The sequence below is a fragment of the Tianweitania aestuarii genome (genome assembly GCF_018457165.1).
GTDB classification, from domain to species: Bacteria; Pseudomonadota; Alphaproteobacteria; order Rhizobiales; family Rhizobiaceae; genus Tianweitania; species Tianweitania aestuarii.
Genome location: NZ_JAFMNX010000006.1, coordinates 1 through 20,549, shown reverse-complemented (window position 1 = coordinate 20,549; position 20,549 = coordinate 1). Strand labels below are relative to the sequence as shown.

The following is a 20,549-nucleotide window of genomic DNA, read 5'->3' as shown; positions in this document are numbered from 1 at the left end:
AAGACATGACCGAGACCTATCTTTCGATCCAGGGCGTCAAGAAAAGCTTCGGCCCGACAACCGTGGTGCGCGACTTCAGCCTCGATGTCGGCCGCGGCGAGTTCATTTCGTTTCTCGGGCCATCGGGCTGCGGCAAGACCACGATGCTGCGCATGGTGGCGGGTTTCGAGGAACCGAGCGAAGGCAGGATTGTGGTTGGCGGCAAGGACGTCACCCATCTCAAGCCGAACCAGCGCAAGATCGGCATGGTGTTTCAGGCCTATGCACTGTTCCCGAACCTGACGGTGGCGCAGAATATCGCCTTCGGGCTTCGGGTGGCCGGCATGCCGAAGGCCGAAAGCGCACAGCGCGTTCAGGACATGCTGAAGCTGATCAGCCTGCCGCAGCTGGGCGATCGCTATCCCTATCAGCTTTCGGGTGGCCAGCAGCAGCGCGTAGCATTGGCGCGCGCGCTTGCGCCCAAGCCGCGGCTCCTTCTGCTCGACGAACCCTTGTCGGCGCTCGATGCCAAGGTGCGCGTGTCGTTGCGCGAAGAAATCCGGTCGATCCAGAAGGAACTCGGCATCACCACGATCTTCGTGACGCATGACCAGGAAGAAGCGCTGTCGATATCCGACCGCATCGTGGTGATGAACAATGGCCGGGCCGATCAGGCCGGTACGCCGTTCGAGATCTACAACCGGCCATCGACCCGCTTTGTCGCCAACTTCGTTGGAACGCTCAATGTGCTGGAAGCGCGCGTTCTTGATGCGCAAGCAGGCTCGGTCGATGTCGCGGGGCAGGTGCTTGCGCTTGATCGCGACCTTGCGCCCAAGCGCAAGGGAGACATGATCTCGCTGGCGCTTCGACCCGAAGCCGTTTCGCTTGGCCGGGCAGGCGCGCGAACCGGTGCTCTGGCAGCAACGATCGCCGATGTGCATTTCCTGGGTTCGGTGATCCGGGTGCGCACAAAGATCGGCGACAGTACGGTGTCGCTCGACACGTTCAACGATCCGACCATGCCGCCGCCGGTATCTGGAACACCTGCCGAACTCGCTTTCGCGCCGCGCGATCTCATGGTGCTGGCCGACTGATCGCAAGCAGGGACTGATCGCAGGTGAACTGGCCGAAGAGATCGGCCCGTCCTGTCCTTTGCGGATAGGAGGGACATTGGTTATGCAGGCGGCGAACCGAGCCTCCTGCATGCCATCAGCCAGTCATCATCCAAGCCTCAGCCTTCGGTTCCACGGGAAACGCGGTTGAGCCCGGCCGTCTTCACGGCCGTGCTTGTGGCGGCCGCCATGCATGCGGTGTGGAACGCGATGGTGAAGGTCCAGCTCGACCGCTTCGCCTCGATCACGCTGATGAGCTCCGGCATGGGCACGATGGCGCTCATTCTCTCGCCCTTCGTGGACTTTCCCCACTGGGGCGTCTGGCCCTTCATCTTCGCTTCGGCCGCATTTCAGCAAGGCTATAAGCTTTGCCTGATCAAGGCCTATGCCGCCGGCGATCTCGCGCAGGTTTATCCGCTCGCACGGGGCAGCGCGCCCTTGCTGACGACGATCGGCGCGATGGTTCTGATCAACGAATATCCGGGCAGCTGGGCGGTGTTCGGTATCGGGCTTCTATGCGCCGGCACGATTCTCATGTCGTTGCGCGGCGGCGGCCTGCAGAAGCTCAACCGCGAAGCGCTGGCTTACGCCTTTTCGACCTCCTTCTTCATCGCCTGCTACACGCTCGCCGACGGCAACGGTGTTCGTCTGGCGAGCTCCGCTTATTCCTATGCGGTGTGGCTGTTCATCACGGATGGGACGATTTCGTTTCTCTTGGCCATGTGTCTTCGCGGACCCGTGATCCTGCCGGTAATGGCGCGGTCGTGGAAGATCGGGCTGGCAGTGGGGGCTCTGTCGGCCGCATCCTATGGCATTGCGATGTGGGCGATGACGCTGGCGCCGATCGGCGCGGTTGCGGCCTTGCGCGAAAGCTCGATCCTGTTTGCGATGATCATTTCCGTTGTTGTTTTGCGCGAAGGACTGGGTCCATGGCGCCTTGTTGCCGGAATTTTGATCGTCGGAGGCGTCATGGCGCTGCGATTGGCCTGATCGCGCACTAATATTTTCGATCGCGATCGCTTATATGCCGCACAGCTATCATCATGGAGGATGCTGCCTGTGCTTGGTTCGCGTGGAAAACGCCTGACTGCTCTATTCATGGGGCTGTTTCTTGCCCTGTCCATGGTCGCGGTTGACCACGCCGAAGCGCGGCGCGGCGGCAGCTTTGGCAGCCGTGGCGGACGGACCTTCCAGTCCGCACCCGCGACCAACACCGCGCCACGGCAGAACGGTCCGGTCGAGCGCTCGATGACGCCCAACACGGCGCAGCCCGGTGCTGCTTCGCGTCAGGGTCAAAACGGCGCTGCGCAGCAGCAACGCGGCGGTTTGCTGGGTGGTCTGGGCGGTGGCCTGATGCGCGGTCTTTTGATCGGCGGCCTGTTCGGCATGCTGATGGGCCACGGCTTCGGCGGCATGGCCGGCATGTTCGGCATGCTGTTACAAATCCTGCTGATCGGCGGTCTCATCATGCTCGCGATGCGCTTCTTCCGCTCGCGCTCGCAGCCGAGCCCTGCTTATGCGGGTGCCGGCCGTTCGGCAGCCGGTAGCGCACCGAACCAGAACCCGAACTGGCAGGCGCGTCGCGAAGCCGAGGCACAGCCGCAGAACAATCGTTCGTTCCCGATCCCATCGATCGGCGGCGGGGCTGCATCAGCTGCTGCGGTTCAAAGCCGCGACATCCAGCTCGACCAGGCCGATCTCGACACGTTCGAGCAGCGTTTGGCGGAAGTGCAGGCCGCGTTTTCGCGCGAAGATCATGCAGCACTGCGCCGCTTGGTGACGCCGGAAATGGTGTCCTACCTCTCCGAAGAACTGGCCGAAAATGCCCAGAACGGCGTGCTTAACGAGGTCACGGATGTCACGCTGCTGCAGGCCGATATCGCCGAAAGCTGGAACGAAGGCACACAGGATTACGCAACGGCTGCGCTACGCTATGAATCGCGTGATCGCCTGCTCGACCGCAACAGCGGCAAGCTGGTGGATGGCGACGAACAGCTCAGCGAAACAACGGAGCTCTGGACCTTCGTGCGCGAGCGCGGCGCGGACTGGAAGCTGTCAGCGATCCAGGAAGCGTAGGGCGCGATACAGCGCTGGTATGGAACGAAAGGGGAGGCTGGTTGGCCTCCCTTTTTGTTGCTCGGAGCTCAGCCGCCGGCTCCACCGGAACCGCCTGCACCACCGGACCCGCTGCCGCCTGCACCACCCGAGCCGCCGGAACCGCCGCCGCTGCCGCCAGCCCCACCGGAATTGCCAGAACCGCCGCCGCTGCCGCCGGATCCGCCATTTCCGCCACTCGAGCCAGAACCGCCACCAGTGCCACCAGATCCGCCACTTCCGCCGGAGCCGCCGCCGCTGCCGCCACTACCACCGGAACCACCAGAGCCGCCTCCGGAACCACCGGAGCCCGAGCCGCCGCCGTTTCCGCCCGAGCCGCCGCCGCCGCCGTTGCCTCCGTTTCCGCCGGAGCCGCCGTTGCCTCCGTTGCCACCCGGACCGCCATTGTCACCAGGACCGCCATTGTCACCTGGGCCGCCGTTGTCGCCTGGGCCGCCGTTACCGCCGGGACCACCGTTGTCACCGGGGCCGCCATTGTCGCCGGGGCCGCCATTGCTGCCGGGACCACCGTTGTTACCCGGACCACCATTGTTGCCGGTATTGCCGCGTCCACCGGGGCCGTCGTCGCGGCTTGTGCCGCGGCTGCCGCGTCCGATGGTGTCGTTGTCGGATGCTTGTCGGGCCTGGGACACGAGCGATGTCGTGAGCGGCGGGCATTGCGCCAGCTGCGCGCGAGACAGGATCGTCGTGCGGTTGAGCGCGGCACAGCACAAGGCGATGTTGGCGCGCGTCAGTCTTTTGCATTGCTCAGCCGCCACGATGGGACGCAGCGACTGAGATGCGGCCGGCAGGCTTGTGGTCACGAGAGATGTTGTTGAGATCAGCAGTGCAGCACCGAGGCTGCCCGCCTTTTTTGCGAACGAGTCCATGCTCTTCCTCCTAAAGGAATGATGCGCCCGTCCCCTCTTTGGCGTATGATGAATGCTACCATCATCGGTAACACCATAGAAACGCTAGTCGCTCTGTTTGGTGCCTGCAAGTAAATCTTAATATTTGATTAACCCATGCGATCTAGCCTATTGGACGGGGCCGGAGATCGTCATGATTCGTAGCGTGATTGTCATTGCCTTCCTTTTGGCCGTTGCAGGCTGCTCCGAAACCACCGGGAGCATTACGCCCACGCCATCAGTGATGAAGCCGCTAGGCTACGCTTTCGCCCCGCCAGCCTTCTACACGTTCTGCGACGAGCAGCCCCGTTTGTGCTCCACCGATGGTGATGAAGCGGCAATGACCATGACCGCGCAGCGATCGGCCGAGCTCAAGGCCGTCAATGAGCAGGTCAATCGCGGCTTCAGGCAGCGCGACGACAAACCGGGGCTCGACGGCGACCGCTGGGAGTTGCCGACGAAAGCCGGTGGAGGCGATTGCGAGGATCTCGCCATCATGAAGAAGGCCGAGCTTCTCAAGCGTGGCTGGCCGGCATCCACGCTTCTGTTGACGGTGGGAACGTTGCGCGGCGCCGGGCATACGGTTTTGACCGTTCGCACCTCTGATGGTGACCTGGTGCTCGACAATGTCACCGATGCAATCAAGCCGTGGTCGAAAACGCCCTACACTTTTTATGCCCGCCAGAAGCCCAATGCGGGCGGGGGCGCGGAGTGGACGCGCATATAGGTCGCGTCTGCTCAAGCCCGATCTTCCTCCCGTGCAGGCTTTAGTGCGGAAAGTCCCTGGTTTCCACCAGCGTCCAGATGTCCTTGTTGATGCTCTGGATCGCCGCGATTGTTTCCGAGATGCGCAGCATCTCCGGATTATCCAGCGCCTCGACCTTGCCGTAGCGCACAGCGTCCTTGCTTTCCACCAGACGCATCAACTGCGTGCTCGCGCGTGTGCCGGTCTGGTCGAAGGAATAGATGCAATGGGTGTATTTGTTGCGCAGGCGTGCCTGACGGCTCAATCGGCTGGTCAGTTCCAGAACCGCCCTGCGGTCGTCCGGCGCCGTGTTCGACATCTTGGCCAGCCGCTCCACCAGATCGATGCGTGCCTTGGTCGTGTTCAAGGTCAGGAAGATGATGATCGCGGTTTCTTTGTCGGTGCGCGCAAGTCCGGCGATCAGGTAGATCAGGAGGCTTTCCGTGTTGGTCCAGGTGTAGTTCAGATGACCAACGAGCTGGAGGACATCCTTGAAAAGCACGATGTCACCGAGCGCTTAAGAGAGGCAGGGACGAAGCGCCGTCCATGTCGCCGCCGCGACTTCGATGGAAGATGGCTGCGGCTTGTGTTCTGTTTGAAGTTCCAAGCTTGGTGATGATGTTGTGGAGGTGGATCTTCACCGTATGTTCGGACAATTGCAGCTGAGCTGCGATGACCTTGTTCTGTAAACCGCGCGCAACCATTTCGAGGATCTGCATTTCGCGTTCTGTGAGACCGCTGAGTTCGCGCGGGTCGAACGGCCCAGGTGGGGCAGGCGCCCTCGGCAGCACTTGTGGAGCGTCGATCCTTTCGCGGCTCTGTGTCCGCAGCAGCGCGGCGGGTATGTATTCGCCGCCGATCAGCAGCAGGCGGATGACCGAAAGCCAGATGTCCAACTTGAGGTGCATCGGCAAAACGCCGCAAATCGCATCTGACTGCAGGATATCGTCAATGGGAACGCTGCGCCTTGCATCGGTTTGCACCAAAGCAAGCAGCGCCCCCGGATGCGCGTTTGTGAGCTTGGGGATCCAGTCCGCAAGCTGATCGAACATGGCCAGATCAATGAAGATCAATGGAATATTGGTTTGCGACGGTTCGCAGGCACGCGTCAGGTCAGCGACCTGCACGGCTGCCACATCGGCAAACTCCGCCTCGATGGCGTGAAGCAGGCAGTCGGACAGAACCGGCTTGGCGCTCACAAACAAGAAGGTGTTGCGCTTGCGGACAAGGCGGCCCGCTCCATCCCGTTCACTTCCTGCATCAGATTGCATCTTATCAGACATCGGTACTCCCCCTCTACACGGTACTGCGTTCCCCAACCTCAGACACCTTCGCCTTCCGCAACTCCCTATAAATCTTTAAGATATCTTTAACTCTGATAGACTGAAAACAACGTAACGCTCTTCTTGTAAGCTGGATATAGCCGGAACGATTTAGTTTTCGTGCTGCAATCATTCAGTCAGCTTACGAAGCTCAAAAGCTGATATTTATCCATGAGTTGATCCTAAAGTGCACGCTCAAAGTGGCTGGCTGTCGGGTGAGGATCGATTGTTCGTTAGATATCTAATTATTGGTCGGCGTGGTGGAAAACCTGTAATAGGTCAGTGCCTTTGACTATTGTTGGCTGCTAGACAAGTACGGCAAGCACTAGTGCTGATCTAGCTCGAATTAACCTCTTCCGCCGCGAGTAAAGGCCTGTCAGGTTGCTCTCGTTCCGATCTGGAGGGCAGCGGGACACATCCACATGAACTTCAGGTTGCGGCTTGTCCCAATGGGCGAGCGATTGATGACCTGCGCTCTCCCGGTGAGGAGGATCACACAATCAACGCATGCCGGATCAGCGGTCGTTCGTCCCCTCGATCGAATATCCGGAAGGAAGGCAGTGAAAATGAACCTGCCGCAGGGTCCGCATAACGCCCTATGAGATGAATGGCGTTCCGGTGCCGCGGCCTAATTCAGGATTATGAAGATGGCTACGAAGAATACGCAGAACTCGGTGTTTGGCATGACCACCAACGGTGGTGCTGGTGGCGGTGGTGGTGCAGGCGGCGGCGGTGGCCACGGTGGCAACGGCGGCCACAATGGCGGCAATCACGGTGGTGGAACCACACCGCCTCCGGCCGAGCAGCACAACCAGGATCAAGGCCAGGGCCAGGGCCAGTTGCAGGGCCAGGGTCAATTGCAGGGTCAGGGCCAGAGCCAGTCCAGTGAATCCTGGAACAGCAACAGCAACGGCAATGAGAATGGCAACGGAAACGGAAACGGTAATCTGAACGGTAACGGCAATCTCAACGCCAATGGCAGCCTGAACCTGAACGGTAACGGCAATCTGAATGCCAATCACAACCTGACCGACACCCATGTGTCGGTTGATGTCGATCTCGGCATGGACATGTCGGGTTGGGAGCCCACCGACGATGACACGATCGATGTTGATCTGAGCGGTCAAGCCTCGATCGGCTCGGTGTTCAACACGACCTTCGACAATGCCCTGAACGGCATGACCGGTGCCGATGCGGTTGGAACCCTGATCAACCAGGTTGCCAACATCAATGACAACGACAGCGCCGATGGTGCTTCCGTCGCCAATAATGGCGATTTCGACCAGAATGGCAGCGCCTGGGGTGGTCACGCCAATGCCAGCGACGGCATCAGTGGCGGTGGCGCAGGTGGCGACGGCGGCAGCTTTGCCAAGGCTCTGGGCGGTTCCGGAGCAAATGGCGGAACGACGTTCGGCGGCACCGCACTGGGCGGCATGGGCCAGGGTGGCTCGGCCAACAGCACCGCCAATGGTGGTGCCGGTGCTTCGGCTAACGCAACCGGTGGCCAGGGTCTGAGCGGCAGTGCATCGACCGGCAGCGCCAGCGGTGGTGGTGCAAGCGGCGGCATGGCCGGCGCCGGTGGCGCAGCACTCGGGCTGGGACTGGGCCTTGGTCTGGGCGCAGGCTTTGCCGGGGCCGAAGGTGGCGACAGCAATGCTCATGGTTCCTCGGGACGCGGCGGCGACGGCGGCGATTCAGGTCGTGGTGGTGATGGCGGCGACGGTGCTCGCGGTGGCGATGGCGGCAGCAACAGCGTTGGGGCCGATGATGCCTCATCCGGTAATCCGTGGGACATCTTCAGCAACAAGGGCTTCGGCGGCGGCCAACATGACAATGGCAGCAACGACCAGGCCGGCTCGTCCAACAGCGGCGGTGCCGGTGGCGGCGGCGGCGGTGGCGGCGGCGGTGGCGGCGGTGCCTCGGGCGCCGGTGGCCACGGTGCTGACAGCGGCGATGTCGGCGGTTCGGGCACGGGCGGTTCGGGCTCGGCGATGGGCTCCGGTTCCGGCTCCGGATCGGGCTCGGCTGGTGCAACCGGCGGCTACGGCGGAGCAGGCGGCGATGGCTTCGGCGGCGCAGCACATAGCGGCTGGGCTCAGTCCGGCGACGCCTTCGGTGGTCCGGCTTCGGCGTTTGGCGGCTCGGGTGGCGATGCGCTCAGCGGCGCATGGGCTGACGGCACCGGCGGTTCGGCGCTCGGCGGCTCGGCCTTCGGTGGCGCTGGTGGCGATGGCGGCTTCGGCGGCTGGGCGACCAACGGCGACGGCGGGTTCGGCGGCGCTGGCGGCACCTGGGGTTCGAGCAACGGCGATGACGGCTATGTCACCGGCACGAGCACGGCCTCGGCGGACGCGATCATCGACACCAATGCGTTCAACATGAACCTGTCGATGGGCGCAAACCTGCAGCAGAACGCCGTCGACATGACGGTGGTCGGTGGCAACCTGTCCAGCATGACCGCCGGCGAAGACGGCGATCACCACAACAGCTAAGCATCGCAAGCATCAAGACGGGGCCGCGCAGCTTCTGCGCGGCCTATTTCTCCAGACATCGCCTTCGTGGCGAGATCGACAAGGAGCTTGAGCCGTGTTTCTCGACAAGACAACCGAAGCCATCGCCCATTTCGTCGGCTTGTTCGACGTCACCGTTGAAGCCGGGCGTCTTCGTAAGTCCTATACGGAGTTCACGGCAAAGCAGCAGCACGATCGGGATACCACACACTTCGGCGGGTCTCCCGTTTCCTTGAAAGCGCCGCTCGATCTCGAGGATTTCGATCCCGGCGTTCTGTACCTTTCGCAGCCGACCGACCTGGTTCGCGTCGTGCACGACACGATGGTGACCTATCGGCCGCTTCCGACAAAGTCGGCGCGCTTGGCGGATCACGATGATGATCCAACGCGCTCGCTCCATGCCGCACCTGTATCGCGTAGCGGCCATGGGCAGCTCGACCCGCAGGGTCCGATTGCAAGCTTGATCCACCAGACAGCCGTTTTGTCGGATGAGGATTACGCTTCCGTCGGTAATCACGGGCTCAATTTCCACCGGATCGGTGATCCCGATGCGCAACTGGCGCATCTCATGGATGCCGCGCATGATCTTTCGCCGTTGTGGGGTCTCGATACGGCAGGGGTGACGGACAACACGGCGGCTCTTGCCGGCTTCATCGATGATGTTGCCGTGATGTTGCGCGACTTTGCCGTTCATCATCCGAGCGTCGAGAGCGAGGGCCTGTCGCTGTTCGTGTCGAGTGATCCGCTCGGCCAGAGTTTCGTCAACGGCGTCGCGGTCACCGACCCGCTTCCGAAGCTGGACGATTATCTCAAGACCACTCCCGAAGAGGGCGAGGGTGATGCCACGCTGCCGAGTTCGATCCGGCTTGGCGGCGACACCGCTTCGACTGGAACGAGTGCTTCCGGCAGCATGGCTCATGGCGCCGGCGCTTCGGCAGACTCGTTTGTTGATGTGTCGGCCGGCGGCAATACGCTGGTGAACACCGCGCAGATTTCCAATCAGTGGACGGCTGCGCATGTGATGGCCGCGGTTGGCGACTATCATCAGCTCGACGCGATCATCCAGATCAACGTCTTTGCCGATCAGGATGCGATCGGCACGCTGGTGAATGGCTGGCAGCTGGCCGATAGCGATCCGACGCAGGCCTTCAACATCGCGATGTTCAAGCAAACGGATCTCGGCCCGCCGCATGAGGCGAACCTCGTCGCGCCCGGTCAGTTCCCAACGCAATGGGCCATCACGACGCTGCATGGCGACCTCACCATCATGGCCTGGGTGGAGCAACTCTCCTTCATGAGCGACAGCGATGTCGCAGTGCTGTCTTCGAGCGGGTTTCGCACCACTCTGTCGACGGGCGACAACATGCAGCTGAACGACCTGTTTCTTCAGCAGATCGGCCGGTTCTATGATCTGATCATCGTTGGCGGCAGCATTTATGACGCCAACATCATCCAGCAAACGAATGTGCTGCTCGACAATGATCTGGTTGGCGGCGTGGATGGTTTTCACACCACCGGGCAGTTCCAGCTGTCCACGCAAAACAACCTCCTTTGGAACCAGGCCACGATCCACAACCTGCAGGGCAGCGGTGTGGTCGAGGGCCTGCCGAATGCGTATGGGCAGGCCGCTGCGAACTTCGCTGCCGGCAATGAGAGCTTGCCGGCCGGCGTAATGGGTGACGCAATGTTTGCCGGGATGGCCGGCCTTCGCGTGCTTTACGTCACGGGCGACTTCCTCAACCTCCAATATATCAAGCAGACCAACATTCTGGGCGACAGCGACCAGATTGCTTTGGCGATGGACAAGGTGAAGGCCGACACGAGCGCGCATTGGACGGTTTCCACCGGCAGCAATCAGGTCATCAACCTGGCCGGGATCACCGATGTGGACTTCTCCGGCAAGATCTATGCCGGTGGTCACACCTATTCCGATGCCATGCTGGTGCAGGCGGAATTCGTATCAAGCAAGCCGGGCTTCGGGATGCAGAACCCCGATCATCTTGTGAACGAGGCCGTGGCCTTTTTGCAGGACAGCAGCGTCACATCGCCCGCCGATCACTGGACCGACGGTTTGAGCAAGCCGACGATCGTCGACCATCACGGCGCGGTCGATCCCATGTACTCCATGTTGAGTTGAAGGTGGTGTTTGATGGTTGATCGCGGAGATTTCCAACCGTTTCGCGAGGATGAGCCGGTTGACGTGGCGCAAGACCGTGAGCATCGGAGTGCTGCAAGCGCTGCGCCCAGGCGTTTAACGCAGATGCTGCGCCAGCCAACGGAAGCGATCAACGAAACGCTGTCGGGGATCGACGGCATGCTTGACCAATTGTTCGAGCAGGAGATGCGCCAGCGCAGCGGCAGAAGCCGAGAAAAAGTGGCGCCGCAAGCAACACCGGCCGCCGAAACGAGCACGTCGGTTTCGCCGCAGCCTGAAAACCGTGCTCAGCCCGAAACTCCGACGGAACCAGCGCAGCCTGAGATGAAGAGCGAGGCCAAGCCGTCTGGCATGGTGGTGCTCGAAGGCGAGCGGGGGCCGGTGAAAACGGCGAAGAAAGAGCCGGCGCATGGCGGGCGCGGCCCTTCCGACACTGGCCGAGGTGGAGGGGGAGGTGGCGGTGGTGGTGCTTTTCACAAGCGCCTCGGCCCGGTCGACTATTCCCAGTCGCTGCAAGCCGGCATCAAGGCGGTCAAGCATAACCTGGCGATCGTGATGGTGTTCACGCTGGCCACGAATGTGCTGGTTCTGGCGATCCCGATCTATCTTTTCCAAATTTCCGACCGCGTTCTGTCCAGCCGATCAATCGATACGCTGATCATGCTGACCACGGTGATCGTGGGTGCGGTTCTGATGCAGGCGGTCTTGGATGCGCTGCGGCGGTTTATCCTGATGCGCACGGCGGTGGAAGTTGCGGCGCAACTTGGCGCGCCCATTCTGAGTGCGGCGGCGCGGGCGTCCTTGCAAAGCAACGGTCGTGAATATCAGGTGCTCGGCGATCTGCAGCAGCTGCGGGCCTTTCTGACCTCCGGGACACTTCTTTCGCTGCTCGATGCACCGGTTGCGCCGATCTTTTTGGTGGCGGTGTTTCTGGTGCATCCGCATCTCGGCTCGATCGTGATCCTGTCTTCCGTGCTGCTTCTGATCGTTGCGATCTTCAACCAGCGCGCGACCCATGCGCATTTTGCTGAAGCCAACGGTCATCTCGTGAAGTCGAACCTTCACCTGGATGCCATGTCGCGCAATTCGCAGATCATCAACGCGCTGGCAATGATCCCGGAAACGGTGCGGCTGTGGGGAAGGGACACGGCGTTTTCGCTCAGTGCGCAGGTGGAAGCGCAGGATCGCAATATCGGCTTTGCGTCCCTGTCGAAGGCGATCCGGCTTTTGACGCAGGTGTCGATGCTTGGCTGGGGCGCGTATCTTTCGATCGAGGGCGAGCTGACTGGCGGCATGGTGATCGCGGCGTCGATCATTGCCGGGCGTGCTCTTGGGCCGATCGAAGGCGCAATCGAAGGCTGGCATCAGGTGGTGCAATCGCGCGCGAGCTATCAGCGCATCGCGACGCTTTTGAAGTCGTCGCCGATGAACTTCGAGCGCTTGAAGCTGCCAAAGCCGGAAGGGCGGCTCGATGTGGAGCGTCTTCTTTTTGTGCCGAACGGCACCAAGCGCGTGGTGCTGAACGGCGTGACCTTTTCGCTGCAGCCGGGTGACTCGCTTGCGATCATCGGTAATTCGGGGGCAGGCAAGACGACGCTCGGCAAGATGCTGGTTGGCTCCATCCTGCCGACTTCCGGCGCTGTGCGCCTCGATTTGATGGATCTCAGGAACTGGGATCAGCGCCAGTTCGGCGAGAATATCGGCTACCTGCCGCAGGACGTGCAGCTGTTTCCCGGCACGATCAAGGCCAATATCGGCCGCATGCGCGAGGACGCCAGCGATGCGGACATCTACCAGGCCGCCAAGCTCGCGGATGTGCATGAGCTGATCGCCTCGCTTCCCCATGGCTATGAGACGGTGGTGGCGTCGGACGGCTCGCCGTTGTCTGGCGGCCAGAAGCAGCGCATTGCGCTCGCCCGCGCCTTTTTCGGATCGCCGAAGATGGTGATCCTAGACGAGCCGAATTCGAACCTCGACAGTTTCGGTGAGCAGGCGCTGGCGCGCGCGCTCGATCATGCCAAGCAGAACAAGATCACGGTGGTGACGATCACGCAGCGACCGGCATTGCTCCAAAGCGTCGACAAGGTGCTGGTGCTGGTCAACGGCACAGTGGTTCTGTTCGGGCCAAGGCAGGAGGTTCTGGGCGCGCTTGCTTCGCGCGGCATGAATCTCGAAGGCGGGCCTTTCTCCAACATCCAGATCGATTGAGCCAGAAGGCGTGACGCGATGACGGATCTAGCCACAGTTCACGGAGGGGAATGGTATGCGGAGGTTCCGCGTTCGATCCGCAAGCACACGATCTTCGGCATGGCAATTCTTGCCGTGATCTTCGGCGGCTTCAGCGCCTGGGGCTTTACCGCGCCGCTTGCGGCCGCCGTGATCTCGCAGGGCAGCTTCGTCGCCACCGGCCAGAACAAGATCGTGCAGCATCTGGAAGGCGGCATCATCGAGGAAATTCTGGTCAACGAAGGCGACAAGGTCGTTGCGGGTCAGCCGCTGGTGCGGTTGGACAAGACGGCGGCGCAGGCGAATGGTCGGCAGCTTTATCTGCGCCGCGCGCGGCTTGAAGCGCTGGTGGCGCGGTTGCGGGCACAGGTGCATCGCGCGCCTGCCGTGACGTGGCCGGACATCGTGCGCGACAATGCCGATGCCGAGATCGTGGAAGTCGTCGAAACACAGCGGCTGAACTTCGAGGCCTGGACAGCCAAGCTCAACAGCGATGTTGTCTTGCTCGAGCAAAACATTGCTTCGCTCGATTTTCGCAGCCGGGGCTATGACCTTCAGCGCTCAGCAATGGAAAAGCAGCTTCTGTTGCTGAACGAGGAGTTCGACGGCAAGCAGGTACTTCTGAAGAAGGGGCTGATGCGGGCGACCGAGATCAAGTCCATCCAGCGCGCCATTGCCGATAGCGAGGGGCAGATCGGCCGGCTGGTCGCGGAGATCGCGGAAACGGGTGCGCAGGTCGTGAAGTCGCGGCAGCAGATCGAGCAGGTCAGCAACACCTATGTGCAGGCAGCACTCGACGAGTTGCAGAAGGCGCAGAGCGAGCTGGATTCGATCCGCGAGCAATCACGCGAAGCCGAAAGCGTGTTGCGCCGATCCACCATCGATGCGCCGGTCGCGGGCACGATCGTCAGGCTTTATTATCATACCACCGGCGGCGTGATCGAAAGCGGCAAAGCGATCCTGGAGATCCTGCCCTCCGATGCGCCTTTGATCATTGAAACGCAGGTTCCGCGCAATCAGATCGACAATGTGAAGGTCGGGCAGCATGCGACGGTTCGGCTGGTGGCGCTGAGCGCGCGCACGACGCCCGTGCTGAATGGCGAAGTGTTCTATGTTTCGGCAGATTCGCTATCGAGCACGCCGAACGGTGCCAAGGAGGTCTACCTGGCTCGCGTGGCGTTATCGCCCGACGAGATCGCCCGCGTGCACGGCTTCCATCCCACGCCTGGGATGCCCGCCGAGATTCTGATCCAGACGGCGGAGCGTACGTTTTTCGATTACCTGACGAAGCCGGTGCGCGACAGCATGGCCCGTGCTTTCATGGAGCGATGACAACGAACCGGCGGTGAGGTTACCGCCGGTTCGTTGCTGCAGTCCGTTCTTACATCGGACGACCGCCAGTGACGGCGATGATGGCGCCTGTGGTGTAGCTGGCGTCGTCGGAGGCGAGGTACACATAGGCGGCTGCCAGTTCGCCGGGATGGCCGGCGCGTTTCATGGGGGTGTTGGCGCCGAACTTCTCGACCTTTTCCGGTGGCATGGTGGAGGGGATCAGCGGCGTCCAGATCGGGCCGGGTGCGACGCCGTTCACGCGGATGCCCTTTTCGGCGACCATCTGCGCCAGTCCTTGCGTGAAGTTGTAGATCGCGCCCTTGGTGGCGGCATAAGCCAGCAGGCCGGGGGAGGGGTCTTCGGCCTGGATGGACGTCGTGTTGATGATCGACGCGCCTTCCTTCATGTGCTCGAGCGCTGCCTTCGACAGGAAGAACTGGCTGTAGATGTTGGTGCGGAAGGTCTTGTCCAGTTCTTCTGCGGTCAGATCGGCGATGTCGTCGATCGTCGCCTGATGCGCGGCATTGTTGACGAGAATGTCGAGCCGGCCGAACGCATCCACGGCACGTTTGACAATCGCCTTGCAGTGGCTTTCTTCGGCAATGTCGCCCGGCATCAGGATCGCCTTGCGGCCGGCTTCTTCCACGAGCTTTGCCGTGTCCTGCGCATCCTTGTCTTCGCTGAGATAGGAAATCAGCACGTCGGCGCCTTCGCGGGCATAGGCGATCGCCACGGCGCGGCCAATACCGGAATCCGCGCCGGTGATGATCGCGGCCCGGCCTTCCAGGCGGCCGCTGCCCTTGTAGCTGTCTTCACCGTGGTTGGGACGCGGATCCATCTTGTCGGTTTCGCCGGGCATGGATTGCTGCTGCTTGGGATGCGGCGCCTTGAGTTCAGGATAGCGCGTATCGGACATGTCGTTCTCCAGCTGAGATCGGTGCTGCGTTGTGGTGATGGGGTGCTTGGGAGAACTGAAACGCCACGCTGTTGTTCCAACCGGACAGCCTCGGTCCGACGGCGCTGGCCCAACATGGATCGTGGGAACCAACAGGGTGTTTTGTGGCTTCTTCCCGCGACACAATGGAGGCAGATATGTCCGACAACAGCACCACGACACTCACCGGCACGTTCGCGACCCGTCGCGAGGCGGAAATTGCCGTCGAGCATCTGGTTCAGGAATATGGAATGGACCGCTCGGACGTTTTCATCGAGCCGCAGTCATCTGAAAACAGCGCCGGATCGAAGGCCTCGGGCGGTGATGTGGCGCAAGCCAAGCCGCAGGCCGGATCGGCGGAAGAACCGGCGCTGAACGGCGCGCTGCTCGTGTCCGCCGATATCAGCCGTGACCGGTTGGACGACGCCGAGGCAGCGTTTCGCGACGCGGGCGCAACCAATGTGGCGCGCAAATAGCCATGTCCGAACTCACCCCCTTTGAGATCGAAGGTACGCTCAACGGTCAGCGCGAGGTGCTCACGCTGATCCTGACGCATCTTTTGCGAAATCCGGACGAGGCGCTGACCAAGGCGCTCGATGAGCGGCTCGCACCTTCCAGCCAGCAGGAAGACCCCGGCGCCGTGCCGCAGGCGGCCTTTGCCGTGGAAGGCGCGCAGACGCGCGAGATCAAACGCATCCTGGATGATGCCAAAGCACGCGTGAGCAGCGGCGAATAAGCGGCTGCGATCGCGGGCGGGCAAGTCCTTTGGTCGGCTGGTATTACGAGCATCATTTTCAAACGGAACGCTTGGCGGCGTTCCGCATCTTCAAGCAAACATCAGGAGATCGAATTGGTTACGACTGTTGGAACGGAAGACACTTTTCCCAAGCTGATCCAGAACCTGCTGATCCTCGAGCATGATGCGATTGCAGCCTATGTCTCGACCATCGAGAAGCTGGAAGATCCTGCTTTCAAGGCCAAGATCAGCGAGTTCAAGGCAGATCACGACAGCCATGTCGCCGAACTCACCCGCATGGCGGGTACGCTGGGCGTGGAAGCGCCGAAGGAAGGCGACATGAAGGAATATCTGACCACCGGCAAGGTCGCGCTGGCCTCCATGATCGGCGACAAGACCATCCTGAAGGCGATGTCGACAAACGAGATCGAGACCAAGATGGCCTATGATCAGGCGTCGAAGAACACGGCTGCGACGCCGGAAGCGAAGAGCTTCTTCCAGAAGGCGCTGGCTGACGAAACCAAGCACAAGGCCTGGATGGACACCGCTGCAGAGGGCTGATGTCTTCGAACCATCAGGCTCAAAGAAAAAGCCGCTCCGGGCACCCGGGGCGGCTTTTTTGCATTTGGCCTTCAAGAGCGCTGCTGGTGCCGGTTTTGGATCAGCAGCCGATCAGAGGGTGTCAGTGGGGCACGACGCCCAGCTCGACGCCGGTCTTGTCGTGAAGGGCGAAGCGGTCGATCAGATCGGCGCTGGCGCGGTTATAGCCGATGACCTCGACCTCCGAACCGTCGCGGCGCAGGCGGGCAACGATCTTGTCGAGCGCGCCGACGCCGGAAATGTCCCAGAAATGGGCTGAGGACACGTCGATCACCACGCGCTGGCCGTTTTCCGGCACAAAGGCGCGGGTGAAGCGATCAACGGATGCGAAGAAGATCTCGCCGCTCACCCGGTAAAGCACGGGCGAGGCTCCGCTCGTTGCATCCAGCCGCTCCACGGTGAACATGCGGCGCACCTTGCCGGTGAAGAAGATGCCCGACAGGAGAACGCCGGCGAGCACGCCTTGCGCCAGATCATGCGTGACCACGACAACCGCCACGGTGACGAGCATCACGATCGAGGAGGTCGGTGGGTGGCGGCGCAGGTTGGGGATCGAATTCCAGCTAAACGTGCCGATCGAGACCATGATCATGACGGCCACCAGCGCCGGCATCGGGATGCGACCGACGATCGGGCCGAGAACCGCCAGGAGGAACAACAGGAAGGCGCCGGCCACGAAGGTCGAAAGCCGCTTGCGGCCGCCCGACGTGACGTTGATGACGGACTGCCCGATCATGGCGCAGCCGCCCATGCCGCCGACCAAGGCTGCGGCGATGTTGGCGCCGCCCTGGCCCATGCACTCACGCTGCTTGTCGCTGTCGGTATCCGTCATGTCGTCCACGATCTGCGCGGTCATCATGGATTCCAGCAGGCCGACGGCCGCCATGGTCAGGGAGTAGGGCAGGATGATCCACAGCGTCTCGAGCGTCAGCGGAATGTTGGGCAAGGCAAAGGACGGCAGGCCTTCGGGCAGCTGGCCCATGTCGCTGACCGTGTTCACAGGCAGCCCGAAGCCGATGCTGACGGCTGCCAGAACCAGGATCGCCACGAGCGGCGAGGGCACGGCCGTGGTGAGGCGCGGAAACAGGTAGATGATGGCAAGCCCGGCAGCCACCATCGCATAAGTGTGCCAGGTCACGCCGGTGAGCTGCGGCAGCTGCGCCATGAAGATCAGGATCGCAAGTGCGTTGACGAAGCCGGTGATCACCGAGCGCGACACGAACTGCATCAGGAGATCGAGACGCAACACGCCGGCGACGATCTGGATCAGACCCATCAGGATGGTGGCGGCAAACAGATATTCGACGCCGTGGTCGCGCACGAGCGGCGTCACAACCACGGCCACCGCGGCCGTTGCGGCCGAGATCATGCCGGGGCGGCCGCCAAGGAACGCGATCACGATGGCGATGGCCACGGAGGCATAAAGGCCGACGCGCGGATCAACGCCGGAGATAATGGAAAAGCCGATCGCCTCGGGAATGAGGGCGAGCGCAACGACGATGCCGGCCAGCACGTCGCGACGTGCTTCGGCCACGCTGTTGAACCACTCGAAGCGGGAGCGGGAAACGAAATTGTTCATGTAAAACCAGGAAGCAGGCACATGGAGCTGCTCGAAGAAAGCAGCCAGAAAGGAAGGAGCCACGTGTTCTGTTGTCCGGCGGATCGGCGGCCGGAATAGCCACCCGGCTCTTGCACCGGGTCCATGTGATGGCGCTTTTCTTACGGAAACCGGGTTCCACATGCAACCCGTGCGGAGCCTTTCAGCTGCTCGGGCGGGGCCTTCATGACGGCACGCAGAAAAAGACCTATTCGTCAGACCTATATTTAAACTGGATTCGAGCGTCAGCCTCTGACATGCTCGGCCGGAACGAGGAAAGACGATGGTTCTGAACTATGACAGCGTGGTGCGCGGCAGCGTTGCCAAGCAGGTGGCTGACAGCATTCGCGAGGCCATTCTGGACGGCCGCCTCAAGATCAACGAACGTCTGCCCACCGAAGAAGAGCTGGCGCGTCGCTATGGGATCTCGCGTCCAACGGTGCGCGAAGCGCTGAAGCGCCTAGCGGCACAGAACCTCATTCAGTCCAAGCGCGGTCCATCGGGCGGCACCTTCGTGATGCGGCCGGATCCGGCTGGCTTGTCCGGCACGATCACGGCGGCTGCAACGCTGCTGGTGGGTGTCGGTGCCTTTGATATCGACGAGATCATCACGGCGCGGCGCGAAACCGAGGCGATCTGCTGCCGCCTGGCCGCCGCCAATCATACGCAGGACGAGCTTTCAGCGATGGAAGCCGAGATCGCCCTTCAAAGCGACAGCGCAACCAGCGACGAAGAGTTCTGCGCGTCCGATGTTCGCTTCCATCGCGCTCTGGTGCGGGCAAGCCGCAACGGGCCGCTCGACCTGATGATGTATACGGTGATCGAGGCGTTTATCCCGATCACCAACATGATCGTGGTGCGCATGCGTGAGCGCCAGCAGGTCGTGACGCTTCATCGCGCCCTGCTGGAAGCCATTCGCGGCCGCGATGCCGAGGCCGCCGTCGCCGCCCTGGAGCAGCTGCTCGATTATCTCCGTGCCATGTACAGCGCGACGCTTTCCGCGCGTGCGGCACGCAGCGCCGGCTGATTGTCCGGTTTCACAGACGTTTAGGGAGAACCATCATGTCCGACACTTTCCGCGCCCTCGTTATCGACAAGGCCGAAGACAGCCAGAGCGTCGCGTTTCGCGATCTTTCGCAATCGGACCTGCCGGATCATGACGTGCTCGTCGAGATCGCGTACTCGACACTCAATTACAAGGACGGCCTCGCCGTCAGCGGCAAGGGCCGCATCGCACGGCGTTTGCCCATGGTGGCCGGCATCGATCTGGCCGGCACGGTGGTGGAAAGCCGCTCGCCCGACTGGAAAGAAGGCGACAAGGTCGTGGTCAATGGTTGGGGCCTGTCGGAAACCGAATGGGGTGGCTACAGCCGCTTCCAGCGCTTGAAGCCGGAATGGCTGACCCGCTTGCCGGATGCGTTTACGCCCATGCAGGCCATGGCGATCGGAACCGCCGGTTATACGGCAGCGCTTTGCGTCGATGCGCTCGAAGACTGGGGCCGCATCCAGCCGGGTGAAGGTGAGGTGTTGGTGACCGGTGCAGCGGGCGGCGTCGGATCGGTTGCGATCAGCCTTCTGGCCGCGCGGGGATACAAGGTCACGGCGGCAACCGGCAGGCCGGAAACGCATGATTACCTCAGCGGCCTTGGCGCGAGTGCCTTCATCGGCCGCGAGGAGCTCGCCGCAAAAGCCGGACCTTTGCAGAAGGAGCGCTGGACGGGTGGCGTCGATGCCGTGGGTTCCACCACGCTCGTCAATGCCCTGGCGCAAACAATGAGGGGAGGGGCGATCGCCTGTTGCGGTCTTGCCGGGGGGGCCGATCTGCCCGGAACGGTGCTTCCGCATATCCTGAGGAGCGTTGCCTTGATCGGGGTGGATTCCGTGATGGCGCCGCAGGATCAGCGCAACCGGGCCTGGGAGCGTCTGGCGCGTGATCTCGACCTGAACAAGCTTGAAGCCATCACCCAGGTCGAGCCCTTGTCGAAGATCCAGGATCTGGCGAACGAGATCATCGATGGTCACGTGCGGGGGCGGGTAGTGATCGACGTAGCGGGATAAGGCGAACGCGTCGCGGCGGGCAGTGGATTGCGGAACCGCCGGCCGATTGAAGCGCGGCAGAGCGGACTGATCCGCGTTCGGCAGCCCAGTGGAGCGCTGTCTGGGCTCCGTTGGGTCTTCCGCAAGGTGACGTAATTTTTGTCGTAAAAAGTTCGCACAGGTTGATTTGGCGTGTTGACTTGGCCGGAGCTTATCCGTAGAAAGCGGTCATCAACGAGGGCGGTTCGCCGCCGGCGGCTCT

At 62.0% G+C, this 20,549-nt stretch carries 18 protein-coding genes and 1 other annotated feature; of the genes, 13 read left to right on the top strand and 5 right to left on the bottom strand.

Features of this window, described 5'->3' with window-relative positions; genetic code table 11:
• Positions 1 to 5 precede the first annotated feature (5 nt).
• The 3 genes from JYU29_RS17260 (at position 6) to JYU29_RS17250 (ending at position 3,167) form a co-directional block, all read left to right on the top strand.
• Positions 6 to 1,073, top strand: a complete 1,068-nt coding sequence (locus tag JYU29_RS17260; protein WP_213986110.1) for an ABC transporter ATP-binding protein — start codon at positions 6 to 8, stop codon at positions 1,071 to 1,073.
• Positions 1,074 to 1,238: 165 nt separating this feature from the next.
• Complete coding sequence (locus JYU29_RS17255; RefSeq protein WP_213986109.1) at positions 1,239 to 2,081, top strand: EamA family transporter; 843 nt, start codon at positions 1,239 to 1,241, stop codon at positions 2,079 to 2,081.
• 108 nt (positions 2,082 to 2,189) lie between these two features.
• On the top strand, positions 2,190 to 3,167 hold the full coding sequence (locus JYU29_RS17250; RefSeq protein ID WP_250157567.1) for a Tim44 domain-containing protein: 978 nt from the start codon (positions 2,190 to 2,192) through the stop codon (positions 3,165 to 3,167).
• 68 nt (positions 3,168 to 3,235) lie between these two features.
• On the opposite strand, the gene JYU29_RS17245 is transcribed toward JYU29_RS17250, so the two are convergent.
• A complete protein-coding gene (locus JYU29_RS17245) occupies positions 3,236 to 4,075 on the bottom strand; it encodes a hypothetical protein (RefSeq protein WP_213986107.1) in 840 nt (279 codons plus the stop codon).
• Between the two features lie 172 nt (positions 4,076 to 4,247).
• On the opposite strand from JYU29_RS17245, the gene JYU29_RS17240 reads away from it, so the two are divergent.
• Positions 4,248 to 4,820 (top strand): transglutaminase-like cysteine peptidase, encoded by a 573-nt coding sequence (locus JYU29_RS17240; RefSeq protein ID WP_213986106.1) that lies wholly within the window; start codon positions 4,248 to 4,250, stop codon positions 4,818 to 4,820.
• Positions 4,821 to 4,860: 40 nt separating this feature from the next.
• Here JYU29_RS17240 and JYU29_RS17235 read toward each other — a convergent pair whose 3' ends face one another.
• Entirely contained in the window at positions 4,861 to 5,343 is a 483-nt protein-coding gene (locus JYU29_RS17235) for a hypothetical protein (protein ID WP_213986282.1), read from the bottom strand.
• Between the two features lies 1 nt (position 5,344).
• Complete coding sequence (locus tag JYU29_RS17230; RefSeq protein ID WP_347879920.1) at positions 5,345 to 5,974, bottom strand: helix-turn-helix transcriptional regulator; 630 nt, start codon at positions 5,972 to 5,974, stop codon at positions 5,345 to 5,347.
• Positions 5,975 to 6,807: 833 nt separating this feature from the next.
• Between JYU29_RS17230 and JYU29_RS17225 the strand changes: the two genes are divergently transcribed.
• From JYU29_RS17225 to JYU29_RS17210, 4 genes are all read left to right on the top strand, one after another.
• Complete coding sequence (locus JYU29_RS17225) at positions 6,808 to 8,652, top strand: hypothetical protein (protein WP_213986105.1); 1,845 nt, start codon at positions 6,808 to 6,810, stop codon at positions 8,650 to 8,652.
• A gap of 94 nt (positions 8,653 to 8,746) precedes the next feature.
• Positions 8,747 to 10,807, top strand: a complete 2,061-nt coding sequence (locus tag JYU29_RS17220) for a type I secretion protein (RefSeq protein WP_213986104.1) — start codon at positions 8,747 to 8,749, stop codon at positions 10,805 to 10,807.
• Between the two features lie 123 nt (positions 10,808 to 10,930).
• Entirely contained in the window at positions 10,931 to 13,033 is a 2,103-nt protein-coding gene (locus tag JYU29_RS17215) for a type I secretion system permease/ATPase (protein ID WP_213986103.1), read from the top strand.
• Between the two features lie 18 nt (positions 13,034 to 13,051).
• Positions 13,052 to 14,383, top strand: coding sequence for an HlyD family type I secretion periplasmic adaptor subunit (locus JYU29_RS17210; protein ID WP_213986102.1), 1,332 nt, complete (start codon positions 13,052 to 13,054; stop codon positions 14,381 to 14,383).
• A 49-nt stretch (positions 14,384 to 14,432) separates the two neighbouring features.
• Here JYU29_RS17210 and JYU29_RS17205 read toward each other — a convergent pair whose 3' ends face one another.
• On the bottom strand, positions 14,433 to 15,299 hold the full coding sequence (locus JYU29_RS17205; RefSeq protein ID WP_213986101.1) for an SDR family oxidoreductase: 867 nt from the start codon (positions 15,297 to 15,299) through the stop codon (positions 14,433 to 14,435).
• A gap of 176 nt (positions 15,300 to 15,475) precedes the next feature.
• On the opposite strand from JYU29_RS17205, the gene JYU29_RS17200 reads away from it, so the two are divergent.
• The 3 genes from JYU29_RS17200 to JYU29_RS17190 all read left to right on the top strand — a co-directional run bounded on the left by JYU29_RS17200 (position 15,476) and on the right by JYU29_RS17190 (position 16,614).
• Entirely contained in the window at positions 15,476 to 15,793 is a 318-nt protein-coding gene (locus tag JYU29_RS17200) for a hypothetical protein (RefSeq protein WP_213986100.1), read from the top strand.
• A 2-nt stretch (positions 15,794 to 15,795) separates the two neighbouring features.
• Positions 15,796 to 16,053 carry a hypothetical protein gene (locus JYU29_RS17195; RefSeq protein ID WP_213986099.1) on the top strand — a complete coding sequence of 86 codons (258 nt, stop codon included), beginning with the start codon at positions 15,796 to 15,798 and terminating at the stop codon, positions 16,051 to 16,053.
• 114 nt (positions 16,054 to 16,167) lie between these two features.
• Entirely contained in the window at positions 16,168 to 16,614 is a 447-nt protein-coding gene (locus tag JYU29_RS17190) for a DUF2383 domain-containing protein (RefSeq protein WP_213986098.1), read from the top strand.
• A 121-nt stretch (positions 16,615 to 16,735) separates the two neighbouring features.
• Here the strand turns inward: JYU29_RS17190 and JYU29_RS17185 are convergent, their stop codons facing one another.
• Positions 16,736 to 18,232 carry a SulP family inorganic anion transporter gene (locus JYU29_RS17185; protein WP_213986280.1) on the bottom strand — a complete coding sequence of 499 codons (1,497 nt, stop codon included), beginning with the start codon at positions 18,230 to 18,232 and terminating at the stop codon, positions 16,736 to 16,738.
• 69 nt (positions 18,233 to 18,301) lie between these two features.
• Positions 18,302 to 18,358: a sequence feature (sul1 is cis-regulatory element that is thought to sense ions involved in sulfur or methionine metabolism; They are found in Alphaproteobacteria), on the bottom strand.
• Between the two features lie 175 nt (positions 18,359 to 18,533).
• Between JYU29_RS17185 and JYU29_RS17180 the strand changes: the two genes are divergently transcribed.
• Together JYU29_RS17180 and JYU29_RS17175 are read left to right on the top strand one after the other, a co-directional pair.
• Positions 18,534 to 19,277 carry a FadR/GntR family transcriptional regulator gene (locus JYU29_RS17180; RefSeq protein WP_213986097.1) on the top strand — a complete coding sequence of 248 codons (744 nt, stop codon included), beginning with the start codon at positions 18,534 to 18,536 and terminating at the stop codon, positions 19,275 to 19,277.
• A 35-nt stretch (positions 19,278 to 19,312) separates the two neighbouring features.
• Entirely contained in the window at positions 19,313 to 20,308 is a 996-nt protein-coding gene (locus tag JYU29_RS17175; RefSeq protein WP_213986096.1) for an MDR family oxidoreductase, read from the top strand.
• Positions 20,309 to 20,549: the final 241 nt, after the last annotated feature.